The organism is Actinomyces sp., from assembly GCF_030530635.1.
Classification (GTDB): Bacteria; Actinomycetota; Actinomycetes; order Actinomycetales; family Actinomycetaceae; genus Actinomyces.
Map to the genome: position 1 here is coordinate 45,862 of NZ_JAUMUL010000008.1, position 24,032 is coordinate 69,893.

General features: G+C 65.9%; 19 protein-coding genes. 11 read left to right on the top strand and 8 right to left on the bottom strand.

Annotation, left to right across the window (positions count from 1 at the left end):
• The first annotated feature begins 10 nt into the window (after window positions 1-10).
• Together Q4A20_RS03655 and Q4A20_RS03660 are read left to right on the top strand one after the other, a co-directional pair.
• Complete coding sequence (locus tag Q4A20_RS03655) at window positions 11-961, top strand: carbohydrate ABC transporter permease (RefSeq protein ID WP_303120440.1); 951 nt, start codon at window positions 11-13, stop codon at window positions 959-961.
• Window positions 958-1,884: a carbohydrate ABC transporter permease gene (locus Q4A20_RS03660; RefSeq protein WP_303120442.1), complete on the top strand. Its 927-nt coding sequence runs from the start codon at window positions 958-960 to the stop codon at window positions 1,882-1,884. Before Q4A20_RS03655 ends, Q4A20_RS03660 begins: the two co-directional genes overlap by 4 nt.
• Window positions 1,885-2,391: 507 nt before the next feature.
• Here Q4A20_RS03660 and tmk read toward each other — a convergent pair.
• The 5 genes from tmk to Q4A20_RS03685 form a co-directional block, all read right to left on the bottom strand.
• Window positions 2,392-3,204 (bottom strand): dTMP kinase, encoded by an 813-nt coding sequence (gene tmk, locus Q4A20_RS03665; protein WP_368502425.1) that lies wholly within the window; start codon window positions 3,202-3,204, stop codon window positions 2,392-2,394.
• 209 nt (window positions 3,205-3,413) lie between these two features.
• The gene (locus Q4A20_RS03670) at window positions 3,414-4,640 is read right to left on the bottom strand and encodes an OmpA family protein (protein ID WP_303120445.1); all 1,227 of its coding nucleotides are present in this window, start codon (window positions 4,638-4,640) and stop codon (window positions 3,414-3,416) included.
• A 65-nt stretch (window positions 4,641-4,705) separates the two neighbouring features.
• Entirely contained in the window at window positions 4,706-5,674 is a 969-nt protein-coding gene (locus Q4A20_RS03675; protein WP_303120448.1) for a sensor histidine kinase KdpD, read from the bottom strand.
• Window positions 5,671-6,408, bottom strand: coding sequence for a response regulator transcription factor (locus tag Q4A20_RS03680; RefSeq protein WP_303120451.1), 738 nt, complete (start codon window positions 6,406-6,408; stop codon window positions 5,671-5,673). Before Q4A20_RS03680 ends, Q4A20_RS03675 begins: the two co-directional genes overlap by 4 nt.
• 41 nt (window positions 6,409-6,449) lie before the next feature.
• A complete protein-coding gene (locus tag Q4A20_RS03685; RefSeq protein WP_303120455.1) occupies window positions 6,450-7,031 on the bottom strand; it encodes a DUF3060 domain-containing protein in 582 nt (193 codons plus the stop codon).
• Between the two features lie 486 nt (window positions 7,032-7,517).
• On the opposite strand from Q4A20_RS03685, the gene Q4A20_RS03690 reads away from it, so the two are divergent.
• From Q4A20_RS03690 to Q4A20_RS03725, 8 genes are all read left to right on the top strand, one after another.
• Complete coding sequence (locus Q4A20_RS03690; protein WP_303120458.1) at window positions 7,518-8,741, top strand: arginine deiminase; 1,224 nt, start codon at window positions 7,518-7,520, stop codon at window positions 8,739-8,741.
• A gap of 53 nt (window positions 8,742-8,794) precedes the next feature.
• A complete protein-coding gene (gene argF / locus Q4A20_RS03695) occupies window positions 8,795-9,802 on the top strand; it encodes an ornithine carbamoyltransferase (RefSeq protein WP_303120460.1) in 1,008 nt (335 codons plus the stop codon).
• Window positions 9,803-9,809: 7 nt separating this feature from the next.
• On the top strand, window positions 9,810-10,784 hold the full coding sequence (locus tag Q4A20_RS03700; RefSeq protein WP_303120462.1) for a carbamate kinase: 975 nt from the start codon (window positions 9,810-9,812) through the stop codon (window positions 10,782-10,784).
• Window positions 10,785-10,910: 126 nt separating this feature from the next.
• Entirely contained in the window at window positions 10,911-12,038 is a 1,128-nt protein-coding gene (locus tag Q4A20_RS03705) for a serine/threonine protein kinase (protein ID WP_092534154.1), read from the top strand.
• Window positions 12,039-12,253: 215 nt separating this feature from the next.
• Window positions 12,254-13,255 carry a DMT family transporter gene (locus Q4A20_RS03710; RefSeq protein ID WP_303120469.1) on the top strand — a complete coding sequence of 334 codons (1,002 nt, stop codon included), beginning with the start codon at window positions 12,254-12,256 and terminating at the stop codon, window positions 13,253-13,255.
• Window positions 13,248-14,615 (top strand): MFS transporter, encoded by a 1,368-nt coding sequence (locus Q4A20_RS03715; RefSeq protein WP_303120472.1) that lies wholly within the window; start codon window positions 13,248-13,250, stop codon window positions 14,613-14,615. The genes Q4A20_RS03710 and Q4A20_RS03715 overlap by 8 nt, the downstream gene beginning before the upstream one ends.
• A 78-nt stretch (window positions 14,616-14,693) precedes the next feature.
• Window positions 14,694-15,401 carry a TetR/AcrR family transcriptional regulator gene (locus tag Q4A20_RS03720; protein WP_303120474.1) on the top strand — a complete coding sequence of 236 codons (708 nt, stop codon included), beginning with the start codon at window positions 14,694-14,696 and terminating at the stop codon, window positions 15,399-15,401.
• Window positions 15,402-15,617: 216 nt separating this feature from the next.
• Entirely contained in the window at window positions 15,618-16,370 is a 753-nt protein-coding gene (locus tag Q4A20_RS03725; RefSeq protein ID WP_303120476.1) for a CPBP family intramembrane glutamic endopeptidase, read from the top strand.
• 857 nt (window positions 16,371-17,227) lie between these two features.
• Here Q4A20_RS03725 and topA read toward each other — a convergent pair.
• The 3 genes from topA to Q4A20_RS03740 all read right to left on the bottom strand — a co-directional run bounded on the left by topA (window position 17,228) and on the right by Q4A20_RS03740 (window position 23,166).
• On the bottom strand, window positions 17,228-20,191 hold the full coding sequence (gene topA, locus Q4A20_RS03730; RefSeq protein ID WP_303120478.1) for a type I DNA topoisomerase: 2,964 nt from the start codon (window positions 20,189-20,191) through the stop codon (window positions 17,228-17,230).
• 155 nt (window positions 20,192-20,346) lie between these two features.
• Window positions 20,347-21,675 carry a diguanylate cyclase gene (locus tag Q4A20_RS03735; RefSeq protein WP_303120480.1) on the bottom strand — a complete coding sequence of 443 codons (1,329 nt, stop codon included), beginning with the start codon at window positions 21,673-21,675 and terminating at the stop codon, window positions 20,347-20,349.
• A gap of 138 nt (window positions 21,676-21,813) precedes the next feature.
• Window positions 21,814-23,166, bottom strand: a complete 1,353-nt coding sequence (locus Q4A20_RS03740; protein ID WP_303120481.1) for a PAS domain S-box protein — start codon at window positions 23,164-23,166, stop codon at window positions 21,814-21,816.
• Window positions 23,167-23,392: 226 nt separating this feature from the next.
• Here Q4A20_RS03740 and Q4A20_RS03745 point away from each other — a divergent pair.
• Window positions 23,393-24,032: response regulator transcription factor (locus Q4A20_RS03745; protein ID WP_303120482.1), on the top strand; the 640-nt coding region annotated here is incomplete at its 3' end.

Here is a 24,032-nt window from a genome sequence, read left to right on the forward strand (position 1 = left end):
TCGCATGCGTATGCGTCATCGCCTCGCCCCCTACGTCCTGATCACGCCGGCAACGGTATGGGTCCTGGTATTCGCCCTGTGGCCCTTCGCGAACACAGTCATCCTGGCCTTCACCAATGCCAGGCCGCTACGGCCGGCCGAGTTCGCCGGCCTGGACAACTTTGCGCGAATTCTGGAGGACCCGCAGGTCGGCTACGCCCTGACCACCTGCTTCGTCTACGTGCTCGTATGCGTCCCGCTGCTGACGATCATTCCGCTGCTGTTGGCGCTGCTGATCGCCAAGCACATGCCTGGGATGTCATTCTTCCGTACGGTCTACTACTTCCCCGTCATCGCATCCGTCGTCGTCGTGGGCATCATCTGGTCGTGGATGTTCGACTCACGCGGGGTGATCAACCAGGCGCTCGAATTCCTCGGCGGAACAGGGATCGACTTCCTGACCAACCGCTGGTGGATTCTCGTATCCTCCATACTGCTGACCACTTGGAAGGGGCTTGGGTACTACATGGTGGTCTACCTGGCGGCCCTGGGGAGCGTGGGTCGCGAGCTGCACGAGGCCGCCGCCCTGGACGGAGCCGGTGCCATACGCCGCTTCTGGTCCATAACGGTCCCCGGCGTACGCGGCGCCATGCTCCTCGTCTCCGCCCTGATCGCCACCTCGGCCATGCGGATCTTCTCCGAGATCTATATCCTCACCAATGGCTCCGGAGGCCCCGGTGGGCAGGCGATGAGCCTGGTGATGCTCATCCAACGCAAGGGCGCGGGGCTAGACGGGCAGCTCGGCTATGCCTCGGCGCTATCAGTGATGCTCTTCCTGCTCACTACCGGACCGCTGCTGCTCACCGCTCTTGTCAACAACGGCACCGACATCTCCACCATGCGAAAGGCATTGCGCAGACGCCGGGCTCACCGACCCGCGCTTCGCGCGAATGCCGGCCGGACTACGGAGAATTCGCGATGAGTGCCACCGTAGCCGGGCGGACGGGGGCGTCCAGCCGGACTTCGGCCAAGCCCTACCGGGATCGCTTCTGGCGGCGCCGAGGCGAGTCGGACTTCCTTAAGCCCACCGCGGCCGGCGCCGTCGTACGGTACCTGCTGCTCAGCCTCATGGCGCTCATCGCCGTCTTCCCCTTTCTGTGGCAGCTGTCCACCTCACTCAAGGGCGCCTCCGAGAACATCTATGCCTTCCCGCCGCAGCTGCTCCCGGAGCAGCCGACATTGGAACACTACGCGACGGTCTCACGCACCATACCGATCCTGAAGTACGCCTGGCACTCACTGGCAGTGGGCGTGGCCACTGTGGTCAGCCAGGTCTGTTTCTGCACCTGCGCCGGCTATGCCGTGGGGGTCTTGAAGTTCCGAGGGAAGTACATATTCCTGGCGATGTTCCTATCGACCCTGCTGCTCCCGGGCGAGGTGACACTGACCAGCCAGTACCTGACCGTCAGATCACTCGGCTTCGCCAACTCGCTGGTCGGCGTGTTTCTGCCCGGGGCCATCGGCGCCGTCAACGTCCTCCTGATCACAACGGCATGCGCCATGATTCCCAAGGACATCCTTGAGGCCGCCGAGATCGACGGGGCATCCACCTGGCAGCGCATACGCCACGTCGTCTGGCCGAACATCCGCGGCATGGTCAGCGTGGTCGCACTGTTCTCATTCATCGGCGCCTGGGACGACTTCCTGTGGCCCCTCGTGGTCCTGTCCGATCCCGAGAAATACACGCTCACCGTGGGCATGCAGTACCTGCAGTCGAACTTCGGCTCCAACCCACGTGTGGTAGCCGCCGGAACGATCATCGCACTGGTTCCCATCATCATCCTGTTCGCTCTGGCGCAGAAGCAGTTCTTCAAGGGAGTTCAGGAGGGCGGAGTCAAGGGCTGAGAGGCACCCCGCGCCGCCGCGGTCGTTCCCCGGTCACGCGCCCCTCGCCGAGACCGGCACTAAATGGGACTCTTCGTGTTTGGGGGTGTGGCTGGTGGTGCGTCCTGCTCGACCTGAGGACTGCCTCTCGCACCCGAATGCGTCATCCCGCGTCCGAAGGCGACCTTCCGTACTTGACAACGTCCTCCTGTGCTCGCGGGCGGTCTGCGCGCCGCTGTTCTGGTCCGTGGGACCACGCCCTCATTAGACGTGAAGTGCTGGTTTACGACCTTGGGGTGTGGTTTACGACCCCGGGGTGGTCGTGAATCACACCCCGGGGTCGTGAATCGTACCCTAACTATCAGATCACAGAGAACGGTAACCATCCCCCAAGTCCAAGCACCATCTCCCAGGACGCCGGCAAGCAGACCACCACCAACCAACCCCAACCAGCAACAACCGACACCAGACAAAACACCCTCCACAAAACCCGGGACCTGACACCCCAATAAACAACCCTCCTGACTTCTATCGACCTCGGCGACGGGAGACTGCGGCGCGGAAGGCCTCCAGCGGGGTGCGGGAGCCGGGCTCATGCTCGCGCTCGGTGTCCGCATCACCATCCGATCCGCCCCGCACCAGGTGCAGGCCCGCGCCGCGCTCGGCAATGAGATACTCAACGAGTCGAATGACATGCGAGAACACCACATCCACCGGCTGATCGGCGTCTACAACCTTGATGCGTTCAGGTTCCTGACGGGCCAGAACGCGGAACTGATCCCGCAGCGCGGCGTGAAAGGCGCCGGGCTCGCGCTCCAGGCGGTCCCGCCGCCCACGGGCATCGGTACGCCGGCCGGTTACAGCGGTATCGGCGTAGAGCAGAATGGTCAGGTCGGGCAGTAGGCCGTCGGCGGCCCACAGGGACAAGTCGCGCACCTCCCGTGTCCCCAGCGCGCGGGCGGCGCCCTGGTAGGCGATCGAGGAGTCCAGGAAGCGATCGGTCAGCACCACCTGGCCACGGGCGAGCGCCGGGCGCACAACGGTGGCGACGTGGTGGGCGCGGTCGGCGGCGTACAGCAGGGCCTCGGCGCGCGGGCTCACCTGCCCGCCGTGCAGCAGCAACTCGCGGATCTTGGCGCCGAGCTCGGTGCCGCCAGGTTCACGCGTACGCAGGTAATCAAGACGGGCCGCCACCAACAGCGTGCTCAACAGCTCGATCTGGGTGGTCTTACCGACGCCGTCTCCGCCCTCGAAGGAGATGAACAGGCCGGGCCCGGGCGACAGCGCCGCCTCTCTCGGCTGTAGGACGCTTGCTGCGGGAGCGGAGGCGGACGACTTCACGGCGTCAGCGTAGCCGGAGGAAGATAGCGCGGCGGGGCGTCGCCCCGTTCACCGCCCCGCTCCTGTCACAGAATGCAGCACTTTCCAAGTCCCGTCCGTCTTCCGGGGCTGACAAGTCGCATGAATCCGCGAGGGCAGCCAGAAGGCGCAGCAGCGGCACGAGTGAAAGTGCTGCATTCCATGACACCAGTGGACACATCAGGCCGCCATCAGAAGGCCGGTATGAAGATCTCCACGCGGCGGTTGAGCTGACGCCCGGCCGGGTTGTCCGAGCCGTCGTCGTTCTCATTGGAGGCCACCGGTCGGGTCTCCCCGTAACCGGCGGCCTCCATCGAGGCTGTCACGCCCTTGTTGGCCAGCGCGTCAACAACCGCCTGGGCGCGATTCTCGGAGAGGGTCTGGTTGAAGCCGTGGTCTGAGATGGAGTCGGTGTGCCCATGGACCTGCAGGGACGGGGCGCCTGCCTTGATGAGCACATCGGCCAGACTCCCGAGTGTCTGGGAGGCGTCATCACGTATCTCGTAGGAACCGAAATCGAACAGGACGCCGTCCTCAAGGGTGATAAGAGTCCCGCAGGCCTCGACCGGTCGGATGGCGTCGATAGCCGGGAAGGAGCCGACCTTACCCACCGGCGGCAGCGGATCAGCGGCCACGGTGACTGTGCCCGAGACTCCGGAGACCGTGGCGGTCCCATCGCCTTGGTTGGTGATCGTCAGCGACGAGTCCGAGTAGGTACCCGATCCGTCACCATCATTGCTGATCGTCACCGACGAGTCCGAGTAGGTACCCGCCCCCGTTCCATCGACGGTCACCGTAGTAGTCGGGCTGGAGTACGTACCGGCCCCATTGCCATCAGTAGACATAGTCACCGACGAGTCCGAGTAAGTGCCGGATCCGTCACCATTATTGGTGATCGTCACCGACGGATCCGAGTAGGTGCCCGCCCCGTCGCCATCATTGGTGATCGTCACCGATGAGTCCGAGTAGGACATCGCCCCGTTACCGTCAAGCACCGTGGTGCCTGAGCCAGTGGCCAGGACTCCCGGCTCGTCGCAGCGGGCGGGAGTCACTTTCACCCCGGGCACGGAGGTGATGTCCTTGGTGAGATCCGGAGTGAAGGCACCAGTGGACTGCGTAAGTAGACTGAGGTCAGGCAAGGTGAATACCGGGATCGGAGGAATCTCACCGACCTGGTATCCGGGCACCGCCAGACTGGAGTCCGCCGAGCCGGTCAATCCCGTCGGGGTGGCCGAGACGCTCGCAGGTGCGCCGGGTGCTGCCGCAGCCGGCGATGAGGCCGGATTCTCGGTGCCGGTGGATCTGGAGGCGCCACCGGCGCAGGAACTCAGAGCCAGGGCGAGGGCCGCTGCTGCCGCACATGCCGCGGATGCGCGGGAGGGTTTGTGGAAATGACGGGAAGTGAGCTGAGTTCGCACGGCACGGTTCCTTGTCTGTCGTTATCTGCCAATGGCCGGGTCGGATGTTCGGAGGATTGTTGCTGTCAGGTGTGCGGAGGCGAGCCGGGGGTCGGTGCACGGGCGGGATGCGCGGCGCGTGGCGGACCGGTGATCGGTAGCGTCAGCCAGACGCGGGTGCCCACGCCCTCACGGGAGGTCATGCGAACATGCCCGCCGTGCCGGGCGATGATGGTCCGCACCAGGGCAAGTCCCAGGCCGGAACCGGGCAGAACACGCGCATTGGCGGCGCGCTCCAACTCGTTGAATACGCGGTTCAGATCCGCCTCGGGCACGCCAATACCGGTGTCGGCCACCTCAATGGTGATCGCGCCGGTATCCTCCCGACCACGCACCTCCACGGCGCCGCCGCCCGGGGTGTACTTGGCCGCGTTGGAGATGACGTTGTAAACAGCCGAGTAGAGCAGGTCACCGTCACCGCGCACATGCGGCAGCGGCCAGGGCGCTGCAGGCAGGTCCAGGCGTACTCGCACAGCCGCACCGCGTCCGGCCGCCTCCTCAATGACGGCGGAGACCGCGTCCTGGACCGTCTCGGCCAGGTCGACCTCCTCCAGGGCGAGCGGGGCGGTCTCCAGTTCGGAGAGCTTGCGCAGGTCGGTGAGCAGACGGCTCATCCGCCGGGACTGGGCGTCGACCACTTCCAGGTCGGCGGCCACGGCCGGGGCGGCGCTGCGAGAGGCGTCCGCCACGGCGGCACGCACCGCCGTCAGCGGGTTCTTCAGTTCATGGTCCAGGCGCTGCAGGAATTGACGGTGGCGGGCACGCGCCTCCTCCTGGACGGCCACGCGCAGACGCTGCTCGGCGACCCGCCGCCGCCTCTGGGCGATTGCCGCCAACAACGCGACCGTCAATGGCACGGCGGAGACCATGCCCACGGTCACGGGCACGGGAGCCGACAGTGAGATGGTCAGCTCCCTCCACAGCAGGTGGGCCAGCACCGTGAGCGCTGCGGCCACGACGACGCCGCCCGCCCAGCCCAGCCAGAAGCCCCTCATGCGTGCACCTCGGCACGGAAGCGGTAGCCGCCTGAGGGCACGGTCTCGATGAACGCAGGGTGAGCGGCGTCGTCGCCCAGGGCTCGACGGATCTCGCGGATGCGGTGGTCGACGGCGCGGGTGGAGGTGGCGAAGTCGATGCCCCACAGGGCGGACAGCAGTGCTTCGCGGGTATGCAACTCACCGGGGTGGCTCATGAGGAAGTCGAGCAGGGTGACGGCCTTGGGGGTGAGTGCCAGCTCCTTTCCCGCCAGGGTGACTCGCCGACCGGACCTGTCCAGGGTCAGTTCCCCCGAGACCAGCCGGGTGGCAGCGGTCAGCGGCTGCCCCGCCCCGCGTGTGCGGCGCAGGACGGCGCGTATCCGGGAGGCGAGTTCGGCGGGGTCGAAGGGCTTGGACAGGTAGTCGTCGGCGCCGTCGTCCAGGGCGGAGACCCGCTCGTAGGAGGCGTCGACCTGAGTGAGCAGGATGATCGGCGTCCAGGTGCCGCCCGCCCGCACCCGCCGTACCAGCTCCCGCCCGTCCATGCGGGGCATGAGCACATCGCTGACGATGATGTCGACGTCGTAGGTGGCAAGCAAGTCGAGTGCCTCCATGCCGTCACTGGCGCGCATGACCCGGTAGCCGCTGCGCTCCAGGTAGGAGCCCAGCGAGGTGCGGATGGGGGCCTCGTCGTCGACGAGTAGGACGGTTGCGGAAGGTGAGGCGGGTGCGGGGGGTGCGGGTTGGGGCATTGATTCTGGACCGGGGTCGGCGGGATGTCCGGGTGCGCCGGTCAGTTGCTCAGCTTCTCGACGGTGTTGTCAGCGCCGATGTCCTGCACGGTCGGGTCGCCGTCGAGGTAGTAGACCTTCACGTCCGAGCCGAAGGCCTGCACCGCGTCCACCTCGCGGACATAGACGGTTACGTCCGATCCCTGCACGGTCAGAGTCCCAATGCTCTCCGCGGAAACGGTGACCTCCGAGCCCTGAATCGCCAGGCTGTCCAGCTCACCGACGAGGTTGTAGGTGCCCCCGGAGCTCTGGATCGCGTAATCGCCGGAGACGTTCTCCTGCGTGCCGTTCGCGATCACGCCGAGCCAGCCGGCGTCGGTGATGCCCGCGGTCCCCGAGGCCGCGGCGTCCTTGCCATCGGTGCCTGCGACACCCTTGCCATCGGCGCCTGCGGTGTCGGCGTCGTCACTGTCGGAGGTGTCGGCGTCAAGGGTCTTGGCGCCACCGTCCGCCTGGGTGGTCTCCACGGCGGCAGTGGTCCGTTCAGCCGATCCGGATTCGCCGACACTGACGGAGCAGGCGCTCACAGAGGCGCCCAGAGCGAGTACAGCGGCCGGGACCAGGAGCTTGTTGGGGATACGCATGGGTGTTCCTTCCGGGGTTCAACAAATCGTGTACCGAAAGGTTACAGGTCCGCAGGTGCCCGAACTGTCGCCGCCCTGTCGCAACCCTGCGACAGGGCGGCAAGTCACATGCGCACCCCGCAGCCCCTCCGTCGCTGCAGGGCAGGCGGGCACCCGCGCCTGCCCTCCCCGAGCCTCGGACGATCGCACACAGGGCCGCATCGCACAGGCGAGAGTTGTGCGTCCCCACAAAGACCATCGATTGACCCTACTTCATCACACCACCTCAACCACACACTGAATTTCTTGCAAACAGCCGCGTGAGAGGCGGTTTGAGCGCCCACACCGGATGACGAGCCCTAGATTTTTCGTACAAATGTACCAGAAATCGCCCCTACCCCCTTCTAGGTTCACACAAACATTGGTACGCTCGTACCAATCGCGTCGGGGCGCACGCCCCACACAGGCACGCAGGTGTGCTGAAGAACAAGATCTGGAGAAACGATCATGAAGTTTTCCGTCGCCTCGGAGATCGGCGAACTAGCAACGGTCATCCTCCATCGCCCCGGCAGGGAGATGGACCGACTCACCCCGGACAACAAGGACGAGCTGCTGTTCGACGACGTGCTGTGGCTGGAGCGGGCGCAGCAGGATCATGACCAGTTCGCGGCCATCCTCAAGCAGCGCGGCGTCAACGTCCTCTACCTCCAGGACCTCCTCACCGACACCATTGAGGTCCCTGCGGCGCGGGAGTATCTGCTCGAAGGCGCACTCACCCCCGATCACACCGGCTTCACAGCCGCCCCCACGGTGCGCCGATGGGCCGAGGAGGCGCCCGCCGAGGTGCTGGCAGAGGTTCTCATCGCCGGCATCACCAAGGCCGAACTCTTGGAGCAGCTCCCCGGAGTCTCCTCCATGGTCATGTCCTCCATCGACGACGAGGACCTTCTACTATCACCCCTGCCCAACCATCTGTTCACCAGGGACTCCTCCAGTTGGATCTACAACGGCGTCTCGGTGAACACCATGCGCCGCACGGCGCGCCGCCGCGAGACTCTGAACTACCGGGCCATCTATCGCTGGCACCCCCTGTTCGCCAACGCCGACTTCCCCCTGTGGAACGACGGCACCCTCGGTCGCGAGATGAGCATCGAGGGCGGCGACATACAGGTCATCGGCAACGGCGCGGTCATGATCGGGATCTCCGAGCGCACCTGCCCGCAGGGCGTGGAGCATCTGGCCGCCAAGCTCTTCGCCGGGGGCATTCGCGAGGTCGTCGCCGTGCGCATGCAAAAGTCGCGCGCCCAGATGCACCTGGACACCATTATGACGATGGTGGACCGGGGCACCTTCACCAAGTACGCCGGTGCCGGCATGCTCCCCACCGTCACACTCCGCCCGGGCGACAGTCCCGATGAGATCGACGTCCGCGAGAATGCCCCCGAACTCATGCACCACGTCATCGCCGAGGCTCTGGGACTCGATGAGATCGTCGTGCTGACCACCCCGCAGGACTCCCGTGCCGCGGCCCGCGAGCAGTGGGACGACGGCGCCAACTCACTGGCCATCGCCCCCGGCACCATCATCACCTACGAACGCAACGTCAACACCAACCGGTACCTGACGAGCAAGGGGATCGAGGTACTCACGATTCCCGGCTCGGAACTCGGCCGCGGCCGCGGTGGACCGCACTGCATGAGCTGCCCCATACTGCGCAACCCCGTCGACTGACGCCACGTCTTCATTGAGCCCCAATATTGCAACCAACAACTCAGGAGAACGATATGCCGCATCCTCTGTCCGGAAGTTCCTTCCTCAAGGAGCTCGACTTCACGGCCTCGCAGTGGAGCATCCTGCTCAATCTGGCGGGCCAGCTCAAGGCCGATAAGCGGGCCGGCCGCGAGGTGCAACGCCTCAAGGGCAAGAACATCGCCCTGCTGTTCGAGAAGACCTCCACTCGCACGCGTTGCGCCTTCGAGGTGGCCGCGGCCGATCAGGGCGCCAGCACCACCTACCTCGATCCCTCGGGCTCCCAGATGGGGCACAAGGAGTCCGTCGCAGACACCGCCCGGGTCCTCGGACGCATGTTCGACGGCATCGAGTTCCGGGGCCGCAAGCAGGAGCATGTCCAACAGCTGGCGGACCTGTCGGGTGTGCCGGTATGGAACGGTCTTACCGACGACTGGCACCCCACCCAGGCCCTGGCCGATCAGCTGACCATGCTGGAGCACGCGGGTCGACCGCTGAAGGAGATCTCCTTCGCCTACCTCGGGGACTGCCGCAACAATGTGGCCAACTCGCTGCTCGTCTCCGGAGCCCTCATGGGCATGGATGTGCGCTTGGTCGGCCCTGCCGAGTTGCTGCCCGCCGACGACGTCGTCGCCGAGGCCCGCCGCCTGGCGGAGGAGTCCGGCGCCCGGATCACCATCAGTTCCGACGTCGACGCGGGCGTCAAGGACGTGGACTTCCTATACACGGACGTGTGGGTGTCCATGGGCGAGCCGAAGGAGGTATGGGATCAGCGCATCGGTCTGCTCAAGCCATACCAGGTCAACGCCGCTCTGGTGGAACGCACCGGCAACCCGGACGTGAAGTTCCTGCACTGTCTGCCGGCGTTCCACGACCGCAACACCACGGTCGGGGAGGACATCTACGCCAAGACCGGTCTGGACGGCTTGGAGGTCACCGACGACGTCTTCGAGACCGAGCGCAACGTCGCCTTCGACCAGGCCGAGAACCGCATGCACACCATCAAGGCCGTCATGGTGGCGACCCTGGGCGACTGGGGCTGATACGACCATGAGAATAGTCGCCGCACTCGGGGGCAATGCCCTTATGCGCCGGGGCGAGCGTCCCGACGCGCGCATCCAGATCGCCAACGTCAGGCGAGCCGCCAAATCCCTGGCCGCACTGGCCGAGGAGCACGAACTGATCATCACTCATGGCAACGGTCCCCAGGTGGGCACCCTCGCCCTGGAGTCCGCCAATGACGAGCGCCTCAGCGAGCCCTACCCATTCGACACGCTCGGTGCCGAGACGCAGGGCATGATCGGCTACTGGGTCCTGCAGGCCATGCAGAACGCCCTGCCCGGCCGGCAGGTCGCCTCGCTGATCAGTCAGACCCTGGTGCTCTCCGGCGATCCGGCATTCAATAATCCCACCAAGTTCGTCGGCGAGGTCTACGACGAGGCCACCGCCAAGCAGCTCGCCGCCGAACGGGGCTGGACCGTAAAGCCCGACGGCACCCACTGGCGCCGCGTGGTCGCCTCGCCCAGGCCGCAGCGCTTCATCGAGACGCGTATGGCACGTATTCTGCTCCAGGCCGGCGCCGTCGTCGTCTGCTCAGGCGGAGGCGGCATACCAGTGATCCGCAACGCCGAGGGAAAGCTGGAGGGAGTGGAGGCGGTCGTGGACAAGGACCTCACCGCAGCCGTGCTCGCCGAACACCTGGAAGCCGACGCCCTGCTCATTCTCACCGACGTCGACGGCGTGAGGACCGACTTCGGTACTGCGCACGAACAGCGCATCGACCGAGCCACGCCGGCGTCCCTGCGCGCCCTCGACCTGCCCGCGGGCTCGATGGGCCCCAAGGTGGAGGCGGTGTGCCGCTTCGTGGAGCTGACCGGGGACATGGCCGCCATCGGCCGCCTGGAGGACGCCACGGCGATCATTGAGGGCGCCGCCGGAACCATCATCACCCCGGGCGGGGACTACGGGGGGCCGGAGGACATCCGCCCGCCCCTGCCGGCCTCCGCGCCCTCCCGCCGCCGGTAGCTCGCATGCTCCCAGATTCACACAGCCAAGAGGTGATGCCCGCCCGCAACCACTTAACCGCAAAGATCCGACCAATCCGCAGCAATCACCAAGCAGCAGATACACATTCACAAGGAAGTGACCACCATGACGAAGATCGTCAACTCATGGAACGACTTCGACCCGCTCAAGCACGTCATCGTCGGCCGGGCCGAGCACTCCGTGATCCCGCCCGAGGAGCCCGCCACCTCCGAGAAGGTGCCGATTGACTCCGAGATGCGCGGCATGTGGGGACCTCGCCCCCTGGAGACCGTGGAGAAGGCGGCTGCTCAGCTCGACTTCCTCGCCAAGACCCTCGAGGAGCACGGCGTCAAGGTGGACCGCCCCACCCCGTTGCAGTGGAACCAGCACATTCAGACGCCTGACTTCCGCAACGACTCGATGATGACCTGTATGCCGCCCCGCGACATCCTGCTCACCATCGGCAACGAGATCATGGCCTCCGCCAACTCCTTCCGCTGCCGCTACTTCGAGTACCTGGCCTACTGGCCGCTCATGAAGCAGTACTTCGACGAGGACCCGGAGTTCAAGTGGACCCAGGCGCCCCGTCCCCGGCTGACCGACAAGTCCTACAAGCACAACTATTACGACGAGCAGATCTCCCTGGAGGAGCGTCTGGAGCGCACCGCGAACAAGGACTTCGTCACCACCGAGGTGGAGCCCATGTGGGACGCCGCCGACGTGCTGCGCCTGGGCAAGGACCTGTTCATCCAGCACGGGCTGACCACCAACCGCACGGCCATGGAGTGGTTCAAGCGCTACTACCCGGACCTGCGCGTGCACGCGGTCAACTTCCCGGGCGACCCCTACCCGATCCACATCGACGCGACCTTCGTGCCGCTGCGGCCCGGGCTGATCATCAACAACCCGCAGCGTCGTCTGCCCGAGGAGCAGCGCAAGATCTTCGAGGCCAACGACTGGCAGATCGTTGACGCCGCTCAGCCGGCGCACGACACGCCGCCGCCGCTGTGCTACTCCTCGGTGTGGCTGTCCATGAACTGCCTGGTGCTCGACCACAAGACGGTCATCTGCGAGGCCTCCGAGGTCCACCAGATGGAGCAGATGGACAAGCTCGGGATGAACGTCATTCCGGTGCCCTTCCGCGATGCCTATCCCTTCGGCGGTGCCCTGCACTGTGCGACGGCGGACGTCTACCGCGAGGGCGGCTGCGAGGACTACTTCCCGAACCAGGTCGAGGACCCGACCCTCGTCTGACCGCCCCCGGCCGCGGGGACTGAGCACCGCGGCGTTCGACACACCGTCGGACGCACTCTGCCAAGCCCCGGGGGAGGAGCCGATCGCACCCCTGCTTCTTGCGCTCCTCCCCCGGCGTCAGGTGGTGGCGGGCGCAATCGTCACACATGACGGCGCCCGCCCCCCGCGACATCCGAAACCGACCGATCACACTGCTCCCACTGCAAGGAACTGATATGCAAACCGAGCCGTCAGCCTCGACGAGCGGCTACGTCATGAACAAGAAGCTCGGCGCAATCGCCATGATCCTGTCCGCCACCGGCATGGGCCTGGTGGGGACCTTCTCCCGCGGCGCCACCGCCGGGCTCATCTCCGAGGACAAAGCCGTCATCGGCTCCTTCCTCGCATTCGGTCGCATGGGGACCGGCTTCGTCGGCTTCATGCTCCTGCTACTGCTCACCAAGAAGCTGGGGCTGTTCAGGTCCACCCGCCTGAGTCCGGCGGTGGTCATGGGAGGTATCAGTATCGGACTTTCGCTCGGGTTGTACATCTCCTCCACCCTGCTGACCTCGATCGCCAATGCCGTCTTCCTGATCTACACCGGACCGCTGTTCTGCACGCTGCTGGCACGCATCTTCCGCAAGGAGATGATCAGTCCGCTCAACGGACTGTTCCTGTTGCTGGTGTTCGTCGGCATGCTCCTGACCATGGGCATCATCGACTTCCGCGACGGCGCCATCGCCTTCGGACTGGACCTGTCCGCGTCCTCCGCGGAGTATCCCCAGAAGGCCCTGGGCGATCTCATGGGGCTACTCTCCGGTGTATTCTACGGGCTCTCTCTGTTCTTCAACGGCTACCGCAAGGACGTGGACTCCATTGTGCGCGGGGTATGGAACTTCCTGTGGGCGGCCGTCGCCACCGCCATAATGTCCGTGATCCTTCGCCCATGGCACGGAGCGGCCTCATTCACGTCGTCAAACTGGACCTGGGCCACGGGCCTGTTCCTGGTCTGCGGCCTGTTCGCCCTGGGATTCCTGGTCGTCGCCGGCCGCAACTTACCCGCGGTGGAGATGTCTACCATCTCCTACTGGGAGTGCCCAGTGGCCGTGGTCTGCGGACTGTTGCTGTTCCACGAGACGCTGGCACCCGCGGGGATTATCGGCGGCGTGCTGATCGTGGGCGGCGGCTTCGCACCCATTGTCATTGATGCCCTTGGTCGGAGACGGATCCATGCCTAACAGTACGCATCTGGATGAGGAGGCGGCGGGCGCGGTACGGCGCGCCGCCTGCGCCTCCTTCATCGGCAACTTCATCGAGTGGTTCGATTACGCCTCCTACGGGTACCTGGCCGTTGTCATCGGCGAGGTCTTCTTCCCCGCCTCAGACCCGAATACGCGACTGCTGTCGGCCTTCGCCGTGTTCGCCATGTCATTCATTCTGCGTCCCATCGGCGCGATCGTGTGGGGAGCCTGGGGAGATCGCAAGGGACGTAAGTGGGCCCTGAGCTGGTCGATCCTCATAATGTCCGCATCCACCGTGCTGGTGGGCTGCCTGCCCGGATACGACCGGATCGGCATTTGGGCGGCGATCATCCTGCTGCTGGCACGTATGGCCCAGGGTTTCTCCGCCTCCGGCGAGTACGCCGGCGCGGCCACCTTCCTCGCGGAGTACGCCCCGCCGGCACGCCGCGGCATATACGTCTCCCTGGTGCCCGCATCCACCGCCGCCGGCCTGCTCGTGGGCTCCCTGTCCGTCTCGGCACTGTTCGCCGCATTGGACCACGATTCCATGCTGGCCTGGGGCTGGCGAGTCCCCTTCCTAGTGGCCGGACCGCTGGGACTGGTCGGCCGCTACATCCGCACCCATCTGGAGGACTCCCCGGCCTACACTCAGCTGCGCAGTAGGCTGGATCAGGCCAAGGCCGCTGCGTCCGGGCAGTCGGCGGGTACGCCGTCCTCGGTCATCGAACCCCTGCGCAAACTGCTGCGCCATCACCGCGGAGCCGTGTTGACGGGTTTCGGCATCTCCTGCCTGAACGCCGTGGCCTTCTACCTGCTGTTGAGCTACATGCCCAGCTTCGTCAGCACCGAACTGGGATTTCCGGAGACCCAGGCGACTCTCGCGACCTCCGTGACTCTGGCGGTCTACATCGCACTGATCATGGTCATGGGGCACGTCTCCGATCTGCTGGGACGAAGGCGGATCATGATCATCGCCTCCGTGGCCTTCGTCATCGGCACCGTTCCCGTATTCCACGTCATGACGCACGCCTCGCTCCTAGCGCTCATCGGCTGTGAGCTGCTCTTCGCACTGATGCTCACCCTGAACGACGGCACGCTAGCCTCTTTCCTCGCCGAGCTGTTCCCCACCGACGTTCGCTACTCGGGCTTCGCCCTGTCCTTCAACATGGCCAACACCCTGCTGGGAGGTACGTCGCCCTTCATCGCCACCTGGTTGATCAAGGTCACCGGCACACCCATCGCTCCGGCATACCTGCTCACCGCAGTCGCCGCCCTCGCGCTGGCGTCGCTGCTTGCCTCCCGGGTACGCCTGCGTACCGATCTAAAGGCCGACCCCGCTGACGATGACGCCGCCTGAGCCGCATGAGCAGCGAGTGCAACCGCTGGATGAGACCAGAGCGCACAAGGTATGGGCGGCGACTAATAATATTGCATTGTGAGCACTGGCATCCCTAGAAGTGCGACGACGTCCAAGGGCGAGGCGCGACGCCGCACGATCATCGACGCAGCCGCAGCGATCATCCGCGAGGGGGGCCCGAGTGCCGTCACCCATCGTGGTGTCGCCGAGCGAGCCGGTTGCTCACTGTCCGCCACCACCTACTACTTCTCCGGCCTTGACGACCTGCTCTACGAGGCTGGGCGGGTGAACATCGCCCTGTGGGCCGAGCGCGCCGAACGCGTCGCCAAGAAGGTCGAGGCACTGGATCACGTCCCCCCGCTTGAGGAGGTCGTCCAGCTTCTCCTCGCGGCCACCCTGCCCGACGCCGGCCCCTACCTGGGCCACTACATGCAGCTGATCTCCGCCAACAGCTCCGCACCCGTCGGCCGCGCCTACGGGGAGGGACGTAACAGACTCAATGCCGCCGTCGACCGGGTAGTCAACGGCCTCGGCCTGTATTTGACTGCAGAGACCGTCATCGCCACCGTCGACGGCGCCGCGGTGACGGCGCTGAGCGAACATCGCGATGTCCGCAGCACGGCACTGGTCCTGCTGCGACGCCTGGTACGGATCTCGGAACTGAGTTCCTCCGCACTCACCGACACCACTCCCAAAGAGTTCCGCACGCGCATAACCAGCGAAGCACCCCTCCCCACGCGCCCCCTCGACGCCGAGGCGGGCACACCCGAACCGTCTGTTCATTGAGCGGACCTCGCCCGGACCCGCGCAAGCACCGCCTGAAACCAGAGTCTCCACTTCATAGGTTTCAATTATCTAACTCGGGTATGCGCGTGCTATCTTCCGCGCTTGCGACCTGACAGCTCGCACCGATGCGCAGACCGATCTGCACTCGGAGTACATCACGCCCAAAAGGGCTCCATCCGATCGAGTCGGAAGCACCAGCGCCGACAAGGAGGCGATATGCCGACAACCAGGACAGCACGAACCGCGCTCACGTGCGCCATCATCTACATCGCGGGGATGGGAGTTTCAAATCTCTTGGTCTACCGCGTCTTCAACGTTTCCTACAACGATGTCGATTTCGCGAAGACACTACTGCCTTTCATCGCACTCCTGGCACTAGGCTCATTGTGCGCCTTCATGGCCCTGCGCAAGCGGCTCCCTGCGCCCGAGGGCCCACGACGTTACCCGGTATTCCTGATCATATTTATTCCGATTGTCGTCATGACCCTCTACTACTGGGGAACTCATGGAGAACTCACTCCCGCATTTGCAACCCCGCTGGTAGCCACTGCACTCATCGGCTTCGCTGAGGAGATGATGTTCCGCCGGGTTCTTTACGTCGGCCTGCTCCAGGAGCCCCGAGGAACGCAGATCCGGGGAGCCCTGCTGGGCTCCGCGGTGGTGTTCAGCCTGCTTCACTCGGTGAACGTACTCGGCGGACTGCCGTTCCCGAACATGCTGCTGCAGCTAGTGACCACCTTCGTCGCCGGCCTGTTCTACGCCCTGATGTATGACTACACCAAGAGCATCGGCCTCATGATCACCTCACACTTCCTGTGGGATTATCTCATCTTCAGTGGAGCGGTTACGAAGATACCTGTGTTCAGCGGTGTCATCACGGTGCTGAACGTCGCCGAATTAGTCATCGTAATTGTGCTCCTCGTGAAGAAGCGGAAGCAGGAGAAGCTCGTGTCCACTCAGAACGTGTGACGACGTCGCACCGGCCGACGCCCGCCGCACACCGGCGAAGCCCCTGGAGGACACGAGCCGGCCTTCAATGACGCGGTACAACCGCTGGGACGCCGTCTGTCAAGCCCCGGGTTTTGTGGAGGGTGCTTTATCTGGTGCCGGCGGTTGCCGGCTGGGTTTGGGTGGCGGTCTGCTCACTGACGTCCCGGGCGTCGGTGATGTAGTCGTTGGTGTCGGCGGCAGTGTCGCCGATGGTGTCGGTGTCTTCTGGTGGGGTGCAGGCCTGTTCGTGCTGGACGGGGCGTGCATGTAGATGGCGGAGTGGGGAGGATAGCGCCTGCCCGCACTCGGATGGCCCGGTACAGCCGCCCCGCGGCCGCGTGTGGTGGATCAGGCCGGTAAGGTCGGCTCCTTCTCGCCGGGTGCCGCCAGATGCTCATGCGTAGGGCGTCCCTGGACCAGGTCGGTCACACGGGCCGGCGGGTGGCCTGCCAGCCGTTGATCCGCGGGGAGCAGCACGTCGGCGGGCGAAAGCCACATACGCCCAGCCCGACAGGGTGCGCACATAGGGGCGCCCCCCTTAGACCTCTCGGGGTCCCTGCGGGCCCCTGCACACCCCATCCGGGTATCCCGCTCACGCAACCCTCTTCGGGACACTTCCTCTGAGCACTCCCGACAGTGATCCTTCAGTGCATTCACCGCCCCCACCAAATCCGACACGATTCAGAGGTCCCAAAGTGTCCGAATTCGGGACAAACGAGTACGTGGCCGTCGGCGAGCGCTGGAAGAGCCCCATTAGTGCCGGTCTCGGCGAGGGCGCGTGACCGAGGAACGACCGCCGCGGGACGCCGTGCCAGCCGGTCCATTTGGTGGCGGCATCAGCTGGTCCGCTTGGTGGCGGTCTTCCTCCCGGAAGAGCTCTTCGTGGTGGTCTTCTTCACGGCGGTCCTGCGGGTGGTGCGCTTCTTGGCCGGGCCCTTGGCGCGTTTCTCAGCCAACAGCTCGTAGGCGCGCTCGGGGGTGACAGTGGCCGGGTCGTCGTCGCGGCGCAGCGTCACATTCGTCTCCCCGTCGGTGAAGTACGGACCGAAGCGGCCGTCCTTGATCACCACCGGACGCCCGGTGGCCGGGTCGGTGCCGAGCTCGCGCAGAGGCGCGCGAGAGGCTGCCTGTCCACGACGGCGCTTGGGCTGAGCGAACAGCTCCAGCGCCTGCTCCAAAGTCACCGTGAACAACTGCTCCTCGCTTTCCAAGGAGCGGGAATCCGTACCCTTCTTCAGGTAGGGGCCGTAGCGACCGTTCTGCGCGGTGATATCCACGCCCTCGGCGTCCTGGCCCACCACCCGGGGCAGGCTCAGCAGGTCGAGAGCCTGCTCCAGAGTGACGGTGGCCAGGTCCATTGATTTCAGCAGCGACGCGGTGCGCGGTTTGGGGCCCTTCTGCGACTTGCGTGCCGGGCTCCTCCCGCTCGGCTTCGACGCCGCCTGACCGGCGCCCTCCTGCCCAGCGGAAGTCTCCGGTTCGGGCAGGATTTCGGTGACGTAAGGGCCATAGCGGCCGTCCTTGGCGACGATGGTGTGTCCGGTGGAGGGGTCGGTGCCCAGCTCGCGGCCGTCGTCGGCGGCGCGGGTGAACAGCTCACGCGCCTTGGCCACCGTCAGCTCGTCCGGGGCCAAGTCACTGGGAACATTGGCGCGCTTGCCCTCGGCGTCCTCCAGGTAGGGGCCGTAGCGGCCCACGCGCAGGGTTATGCCCTCCCCGATGTCGATGGAGTTGACGGCGCGGGCGTCGATCTCACCCAGGCCGTCCACCAGGGCCTTCAGACCCTGGCTCTCCCCCGCGGCGCCCGTACCCACACCGTCCGCCGTTCCCAACGACGCGGCATCGCCGTCCCCGGTGCCCGCCCGCCCCTGCGGCCCGTAGTAGAAATGGGTGAGCCAGCCGACCCGGTCCTCCTCGCCCGCGGCGATGCGGTCCAGGTCGGCCTCCATGGAGGCCGTGAAGTCGTAGTCCACCAGCTCACTGAAATTCTCCTCCAGCAGGCGGGTGACAGCGAAGGCCAGCCAGGTGGGCACCAGCGCCTGGCCCCGGTGCTCCACGTAGCCGCGGTCGGAGATGGTGGACATGATGGAGGCGTAGGTGGACGGACGGCCGATCTCCCGCTCCTCCAGGGCCTTGACCAAAGATGCCTCCGTGTAGCGGGGCGGCGGCGTGGTCTCATGTCCGGCGGCCTCGGCCGTAAGCGCCACCAATTCCTGACCTGAAATCATGGCGGGCAAGCGCACGTCCCGCTCCTTGCCGGCCTTCGCGGATCCACCCGTCGCGTCCTTGCGCCCCTCCCCCGGGGCGGACTCCCCGACGGCGCCAGGTGCGACGGTGGTGTTGTTCTCCGACTCGTAACGCTCGGCGTCACGCCCCTCCTCATAGGCGGCCAGGAAGCCGCGGAAGGTGATCACGGTGCCGGATGCGGTCAGGGACGCGGTGTTGAAGGTGATGCCGGCGTCGCGGGAGCCGCCGTCGGCCGGCCGCAGCGGCACATCCACCCGCACGGTGGCCGTGGAGCCGGTGGCGTCGGCCATCTGGGAGGCGACGGTACGCCTCCAGATGAGTTCATACAGGCGGAACTGGGCACCGGTCAGGCGCCCGGACACCTGCGCGGGGGTGCGGAAGTGGTCGCCGGCGGGGCGGATCGCCTCGTGCGCCTCTTGGGCGCCCTTGGTCTTGGTCGCATACACGCGCGGCTTCGGCGCCACGTACTCGGGCCCGTACAGCTCGGCCACCTGCGCACGGGCGGCTGCGACCGCCTGCCCGGACAGCACCGTGGAGTCAGTACGCATGTAGGTGATGAAGCCGTTCTCGTACAGGGCCTGCGCCACCCGCATGGTCTCGCGCGGGTTCATGCGCAGTTTGCGGCTGGCCTCCTGCTGAAGGGTGGAGGTGGTGAAGGGGGCGGCCGGACGCCGCCGATACGGTTTGTCCTCCACCTCCGCCACGCGCGGCACCGCCCGGGTGATGGCCTCGGCGACGGCGCGGGCGGCGCCCTCGTGCAGGTGCACGGTGCCGGCCCTAATGGCGGCGGGACGCAGCTCACCGGAGTCGGTGAAGTCGCGGCCGGTGGCCACGCGCCGCCCGTCCAACGCGTTCAGGCGGGCAGTGAAGGAGGTGTCATTCCCGGCGGGCGTGCGCAGCGAGCTACCGGCGGACAGGTCGGTGGACAGCTGTGCCTCCACACCCCAGTATCCAACCGCCTTGAAGGCCATGCGCTCGCGCTCCCGCTCCACCACGAGCCGGGTGGCCACCGACTGCACCCGTCCCGCCGACAGACCGGCGCGTACCTTGCGCCACAGCACGGGACTGACCTCGTAGCCGACCAGCCGGTCGAGGATGCGGCGGGTCTCCTGAGCATCGACGCGATGCGTGTCCAGGTCGCGAGTGTTGTTCAGCGCCCGGGTGACGGCCTCCTTGGTGATTTCGGTGAAGGTCATGCGTTTGACCGGCACCTTGGGCTTGAGGACCTCCAACAGGTGCCAGGCGATGGCCTCGCCCTCCCGATCGTCATCGGTGGCCAGGTAGAGCTCGTCGGCGTCCTTGAGCGCTTTACGCAGCTGGGTGACTGTCTTCTTCTTGTCCGGGTTGACCACGTAGTAGGGCTTGAACCCGTCGGTCACGTCAACGGCGAACTTGCCGTAGGGTCCCTTCTTCTGGGCGGCCGGCAGCTCGGAGGGCTGGGCCAGGTCGCGGATGTGGCCGACCGAGGCCTCGACCTCGAAGTCCTTGCCCAGGTAGCCGGCGATGGAGCGGACCTTGTTGGGGGACTCGACGATGACGAGCTTGGTGGACACGGGCGACCTTTCTCACTACGGGCACGAACTTCACAGAAGCCAGGACCGCCACCGTCCCACAGACGTGACGGCGGGAGCCGGTTGGGACCCGCCCCCGAGCGAGCGTAACGTACCGCAATCCAGAGCGAAATGGTGGAGTCGGCCACCACCCGGACTCATGCCAGTTCGGCCAGCGCCCCACGCACCGCCGCCAAGTACCTGTCGGTCTCGGCCTCGTTGTAATCCAGGCTCAGCCCGCGGCACTCAGCGGCCAGCTGTGCGAGCGAACGTACTTCGGGGAAGCCCTGAGAAGCGAGCGAGGACACCTCCGTGACCACCGCGGTGGATCCGAAGACCCCATTGCCTCCGCGAACATCCACCCAGCGTCCGAGGCGACGGGCGGCCCGGTCCAGGCTGGAGGTCACCGTGTGCAGGGCGTCGTCCAGCTCACCCGCCTGGACACCGACAGCGCGCAGCGCGGGAGCCAGCCCCGCAAAACCGGACTCCAGCGCCTCATGCAGGTCCCGCAGTGACTGGAGCGGATCCTCCTCGGAGCCGTCCAGAATTGATCTGGCGAAGCGCCCCACCATCAGGGTGAATAGGCGCATAAGGGCGACGGCGAACCGCAGCTCGGTGACGGCGTCGTTCATGGAGTGCAGGCGCGCCGGCAGCCTGCCCAGTTCGGCGTCCGCAACCCCGATCAGCTCACCGATCTGCCCGGCGAGGAACAGGGCGCGGTCGCCTCCCCCCACGTCTCGCGACACCAGCTGGCTGATGCGCACGGCCCGGGACTGCGCCGCCGCGATCTCACCGCGGGCGGACTCCATGGCCACGATCAGCCTCATGTACTCGTCGAGTTCGTAGACCAGGACGTTGGTCTCCTTCTCGATCGCCGACACTGCGGCGAGAAGACGTGCCACCGGCCCCTGCGCCCCCGAGGTCACCGCGGGAACGCGCACACCGGCCCCGACCAGAGCCGCCACCTCACGGGGCAAGGTGACCTGCGTCATCTCATACAGGGAGTCGAATCCCAGCCCTCCAAGCTCCTTGGCCAACTCGGCGGCGCCGTGCTCACCGATCTGACGGCGCGAGGCGGCATGGGCGGCCAATTCGCGCTCGGCGGCGCGCACCCTGCGGTAGGCCTCCTCCACCGGCTTCCGAGTTCCAGTGTCCATCGGCTTGATCCGCACCGAGAGATAGCCGTTGCGCAGGGGCACGACCGTGGCGAAGACCCGGTAGTCAAGCCCGTCCAATGAGCGGTTGGTGACGTACGCGCACACGGGCCTGCCCGCCTGGAGGTCGTCCCACATGAGTCGGAAGAGCCCGGCGGGCATGTCCAAGTGCCGGATGATGTTGTGGGCCGATCCGATGAGACGATCACGTGAGTAGCGCGACAGGACGTCGAAGGTCCGGTTGGTGTTCTGGATGACGCCCTTGCGGTCCGTAGTGGAGAAGAAGATGTCCTCCGGATCGAACAGTCGTTCATACCCGATCTGCGATTCCACGAGATCCCTCTTCTCTTCTGTACGCCGAACGTACCGTCCGGGCCGCCCCGAGCCAGACGCCCCGGACGGTCCTCACCAACTCAGACCTTTAACATTCTAAAGGTCAATTTCGGTCGGCGACATCCTTTTATAAGATTGTCACTCCCGCATCTGCGCCAACGCCTCACGGACCGTCGCTACGCGCTCGCGGATTACTGGAGCGTCCAACATGACGACGACGCCGCGGGCCTTGGCGGCCAGTTCGGCCAGGGAGGCGGTCTCCGGGAATCCCTGCATATCCAGCGCCACCGCCTCCTTCAGCACAGCCGCGATATCGGTGTCCTCACTCAGCGCCTGCGCGCCCTCGTCCTGCAGGGCGCGGATCCACCGCTGGAACGGACGCTTGATCCGGTCCAGGTCGGAGACCAGCGAACGCATATCCGCATCCAGGCGCTCGGCCAGATCCGCGGCATTCTGGCAAGAAGGCGCCAGCGGCTCAAGGTCAGCCAGCAGCGCCTGAGCGAGATCACCAATCGCCTCGGCGGAGCCGCCCTCTTTCCCGTCCAGAACCGCAGCCGCGAAGATGCCTGTCATCAAGGTGTGAAGGCGCATCAGGGAGGAACGGAAGCGCACCTCCGAGACCACTTCATACAGCTCCACCAGCGAGGAGTTGAACTGCTGCAGCACCTCAACGGCCCGAGCGCTGCGCTCCTGGACCCGCGCGGAGACGGCGGGCACGGAGGACTCCGGGTCAAGGCTCGTCACCTCTGCGACCACGGCGCCCACCCGGTTGGCGCGGTCCAAGACGGATCGCACACCCGTCGACCACGCCCCCAGACCGTTGATCAGGTCCTGATACTCGCCCAACTGCTGAACCAGTTCATCCGTGTCACGCTCAATGGCGACCATTGTCTGCAAAATGGACGACATCGGTTTATCGGACTGGACGCGCCGCGGCACCCGCACCCCCTCGGCCACCAGCAGCGCCAACTCGCGCGGCAGGGCGGCCCTGGCGAAGGGGTAGAGCCCGCGGAAGTGCGCCCGGCCCAACTCCTCGGCCAACAGCCCGGCACCGTACTCCCCCACCTCGTCGCGGCTGTGCCCCTGTGCGGCATACTCACGCTCGGCTGCGCGCACGCGGGCATACATCTGCTTAACCGGCGCGAACAGAGCATCGTTGCTCGGCCGCACCCGCACCGAGAGGTAGCCGTCAGCCAAGGGAGCCACGGTGGCGAAGACCCAGTAGTCCAGGCCGTCCTGGGCGCGGTTGAGGACGTACACACAGGCGGGACGCCCCTGCTCGAGCTCGTCCCACATGAGTTTGAACGCGCCGGCCGGCATGTTGTCATGGCGAATGATATTGTGTGGCGCACCGATGAGTTCCTCGGTGCTGTACCTGGACAGGGTGTTGAACACCTCGTTGGTGCTGCGAATGACCCCCTTGGTGTCCGTGGTCGAGAAGAACAGGTCCGCGGCACCGAAGCGGCGCTCGTTGCCATCGACGTATTCCATGACACTCCTGTGAGAATAGGTGGTACGAGTGGAGCCCCGACCGGCGGCGTCGATTTGCGCACCGCATGATCCGGGAGTATCCGGTCGCGAGGATCCGGCGACTATGTTGCCACACACGATCGGTGGATCAGGACTTCACTCCGGCAGGCGACCGTCACACCACGGGCACCGGAGGACACCTACACTTCACAGTTTCAGCACAGGATGAGCGTGTTCAATGCACTCCATGAGCACCCCCGCCGAGACTCTCACCCGCCCTGACGGCTCTGCCGTGCGTATCCTGGTCGTCGACGACGAGCAGACACTCGCCGACCTGCTCGCCTCCGCACTTCGTTACGAGGGCTGGGAGGTGACCACCGCCGGCACCGGCCGAGCAGCGGTGCGCATCGCCCAGGAGTTCGACCCCGATGTGATCGTGTTGGACATCATGCTGCCCGACTTCGACGGCCTGGAGGTCATGCGCCGCATCCACGGTCACCAGCCCACTGTTCCAGTCCTGTTCCTCACCGCGAAAGACGCCGTCGAGGACCGGGTCGCCGGACTCACCGCCGGCGGTGACGACTACGTAACCAAGCCCTTCTCCCTGGAAGAGGTAGTCGCCCGGCTGCGCGCCCTGCTGCGCCGCTCGGGCGCCGGATCGGAGAAGCCCTCCAACGTGCTGGAGGTAGGCGATCTGCGCATGGACGAGGACTCCCACGAGGTGTGGCGCGGCGAGGACGAGATCCACCTGACCGCCACCGAGTTCGAGTTGCTGCGCTACCTGATGCGCAATCCCCGCCGGGTGCTGTCCAAGCCGCAGATCCTGGACCGGGTGTGGAACTACGACTTCGGCGGGCAGGCCAACATCGTCGAGCTGTACATCTCCT

Excerpts from the sequence above, each read along its gene's own strand:
- Q4A20_RS03660 (WP_303120442.1), top strand. The coding sequence starts at position 958 with ATGAGTGCCACCGTAGCCGGGCGGACGGGGGCGTCCAGCCGGACTTCG.
- Q4A20_RS03725 (WP_303120476.1), top strand. The coding sequence starts at position 15,618 with ATGCCGACAACCAGGACAGCACGAACCGCGCTCACGTGCGCCATCATC.
- Q4A20_RS03685 (WP_303120455.1), bottom strand. The coding sequence starts at position 7,031 with ATGCGTATCCCCAACAAGCTCCTGGTCCCGGCCGCTGTACTCGCTCTG.
- argF (WP_303120460.1), top strand. The coding sequence starts at position 8,795 with ATGCCGCATCCTCTGTCCGGAAGTTCCTTCCTCAAGGAGCTCGACTTC.
- Q4A20_RS03740 (WP_303120481.1), bottom strand. The coding sequence starts at position 23,166 with ATGGAATACGTCGATGGCAACGAGCGCCGCTTCGGTGCCGCGGACCTG.
- Q4A20_RS03680 (WP_303120451.1), bottom strand. The coding sequence starts at position 6,408 with ATGCCCCAACCCGCACCCCCCGCACCCGCCTCACCTTCCGCAACCGTC.
- Q4A20_RS03690 (WP_303120458.1), top strand. The coding sequence starts at position 7,518 with ATGAAGTTTTCCGTCGCCTCGGAGATCGGCGAACTAGCAACGGTCATC.
- Q4A20_RS03655 (WP_303120440.1), top strand. The coding sequence starts at position 11 with ATGCGTCATCGCCTCGCCCCCTACGTCCTGATCACGCCGGCAACGGTA.
- Q4A20_RS03675 (WP_303120448.1), bottom strand. The coding sequence starts at position 5,674 with ATGAGGGGCTTCTGGCTGGGCTGGGCGGGCGGCGTCGTCGTGGCCGCA.
- Q4A20_RS03710 (WP_303120469.1), top strand. The coding sequence starts at position 12,254 with ATGCAAACCGAGCCGTCAGCCTCGACGAGCGGCTACGTCATGAACAAG.
- Q4A20_RS03700 (WP_303120462.1), top strand. The coding sequence starts at position 9,810 with ATGAGAATAGTCGCCGCACTCGGGGGCAATGCCCTTATGCGCCGGGGC.
- Q4A20_RS03715 (WP_303120472.1), top strand. The coding sequence starts at position 13,248 with ATGCCTAACAGTACGCATCTGGATGAGGAGGCGGCGGGCGCGGTACGG.
- Q4A20_RS03705 (WP_092534154.1), top strand. The coding sequence starts at position 10,911 with ATGACGAAGATCGTCAACTCATGGAACGACTTCGACCCGCTCAAGCAC.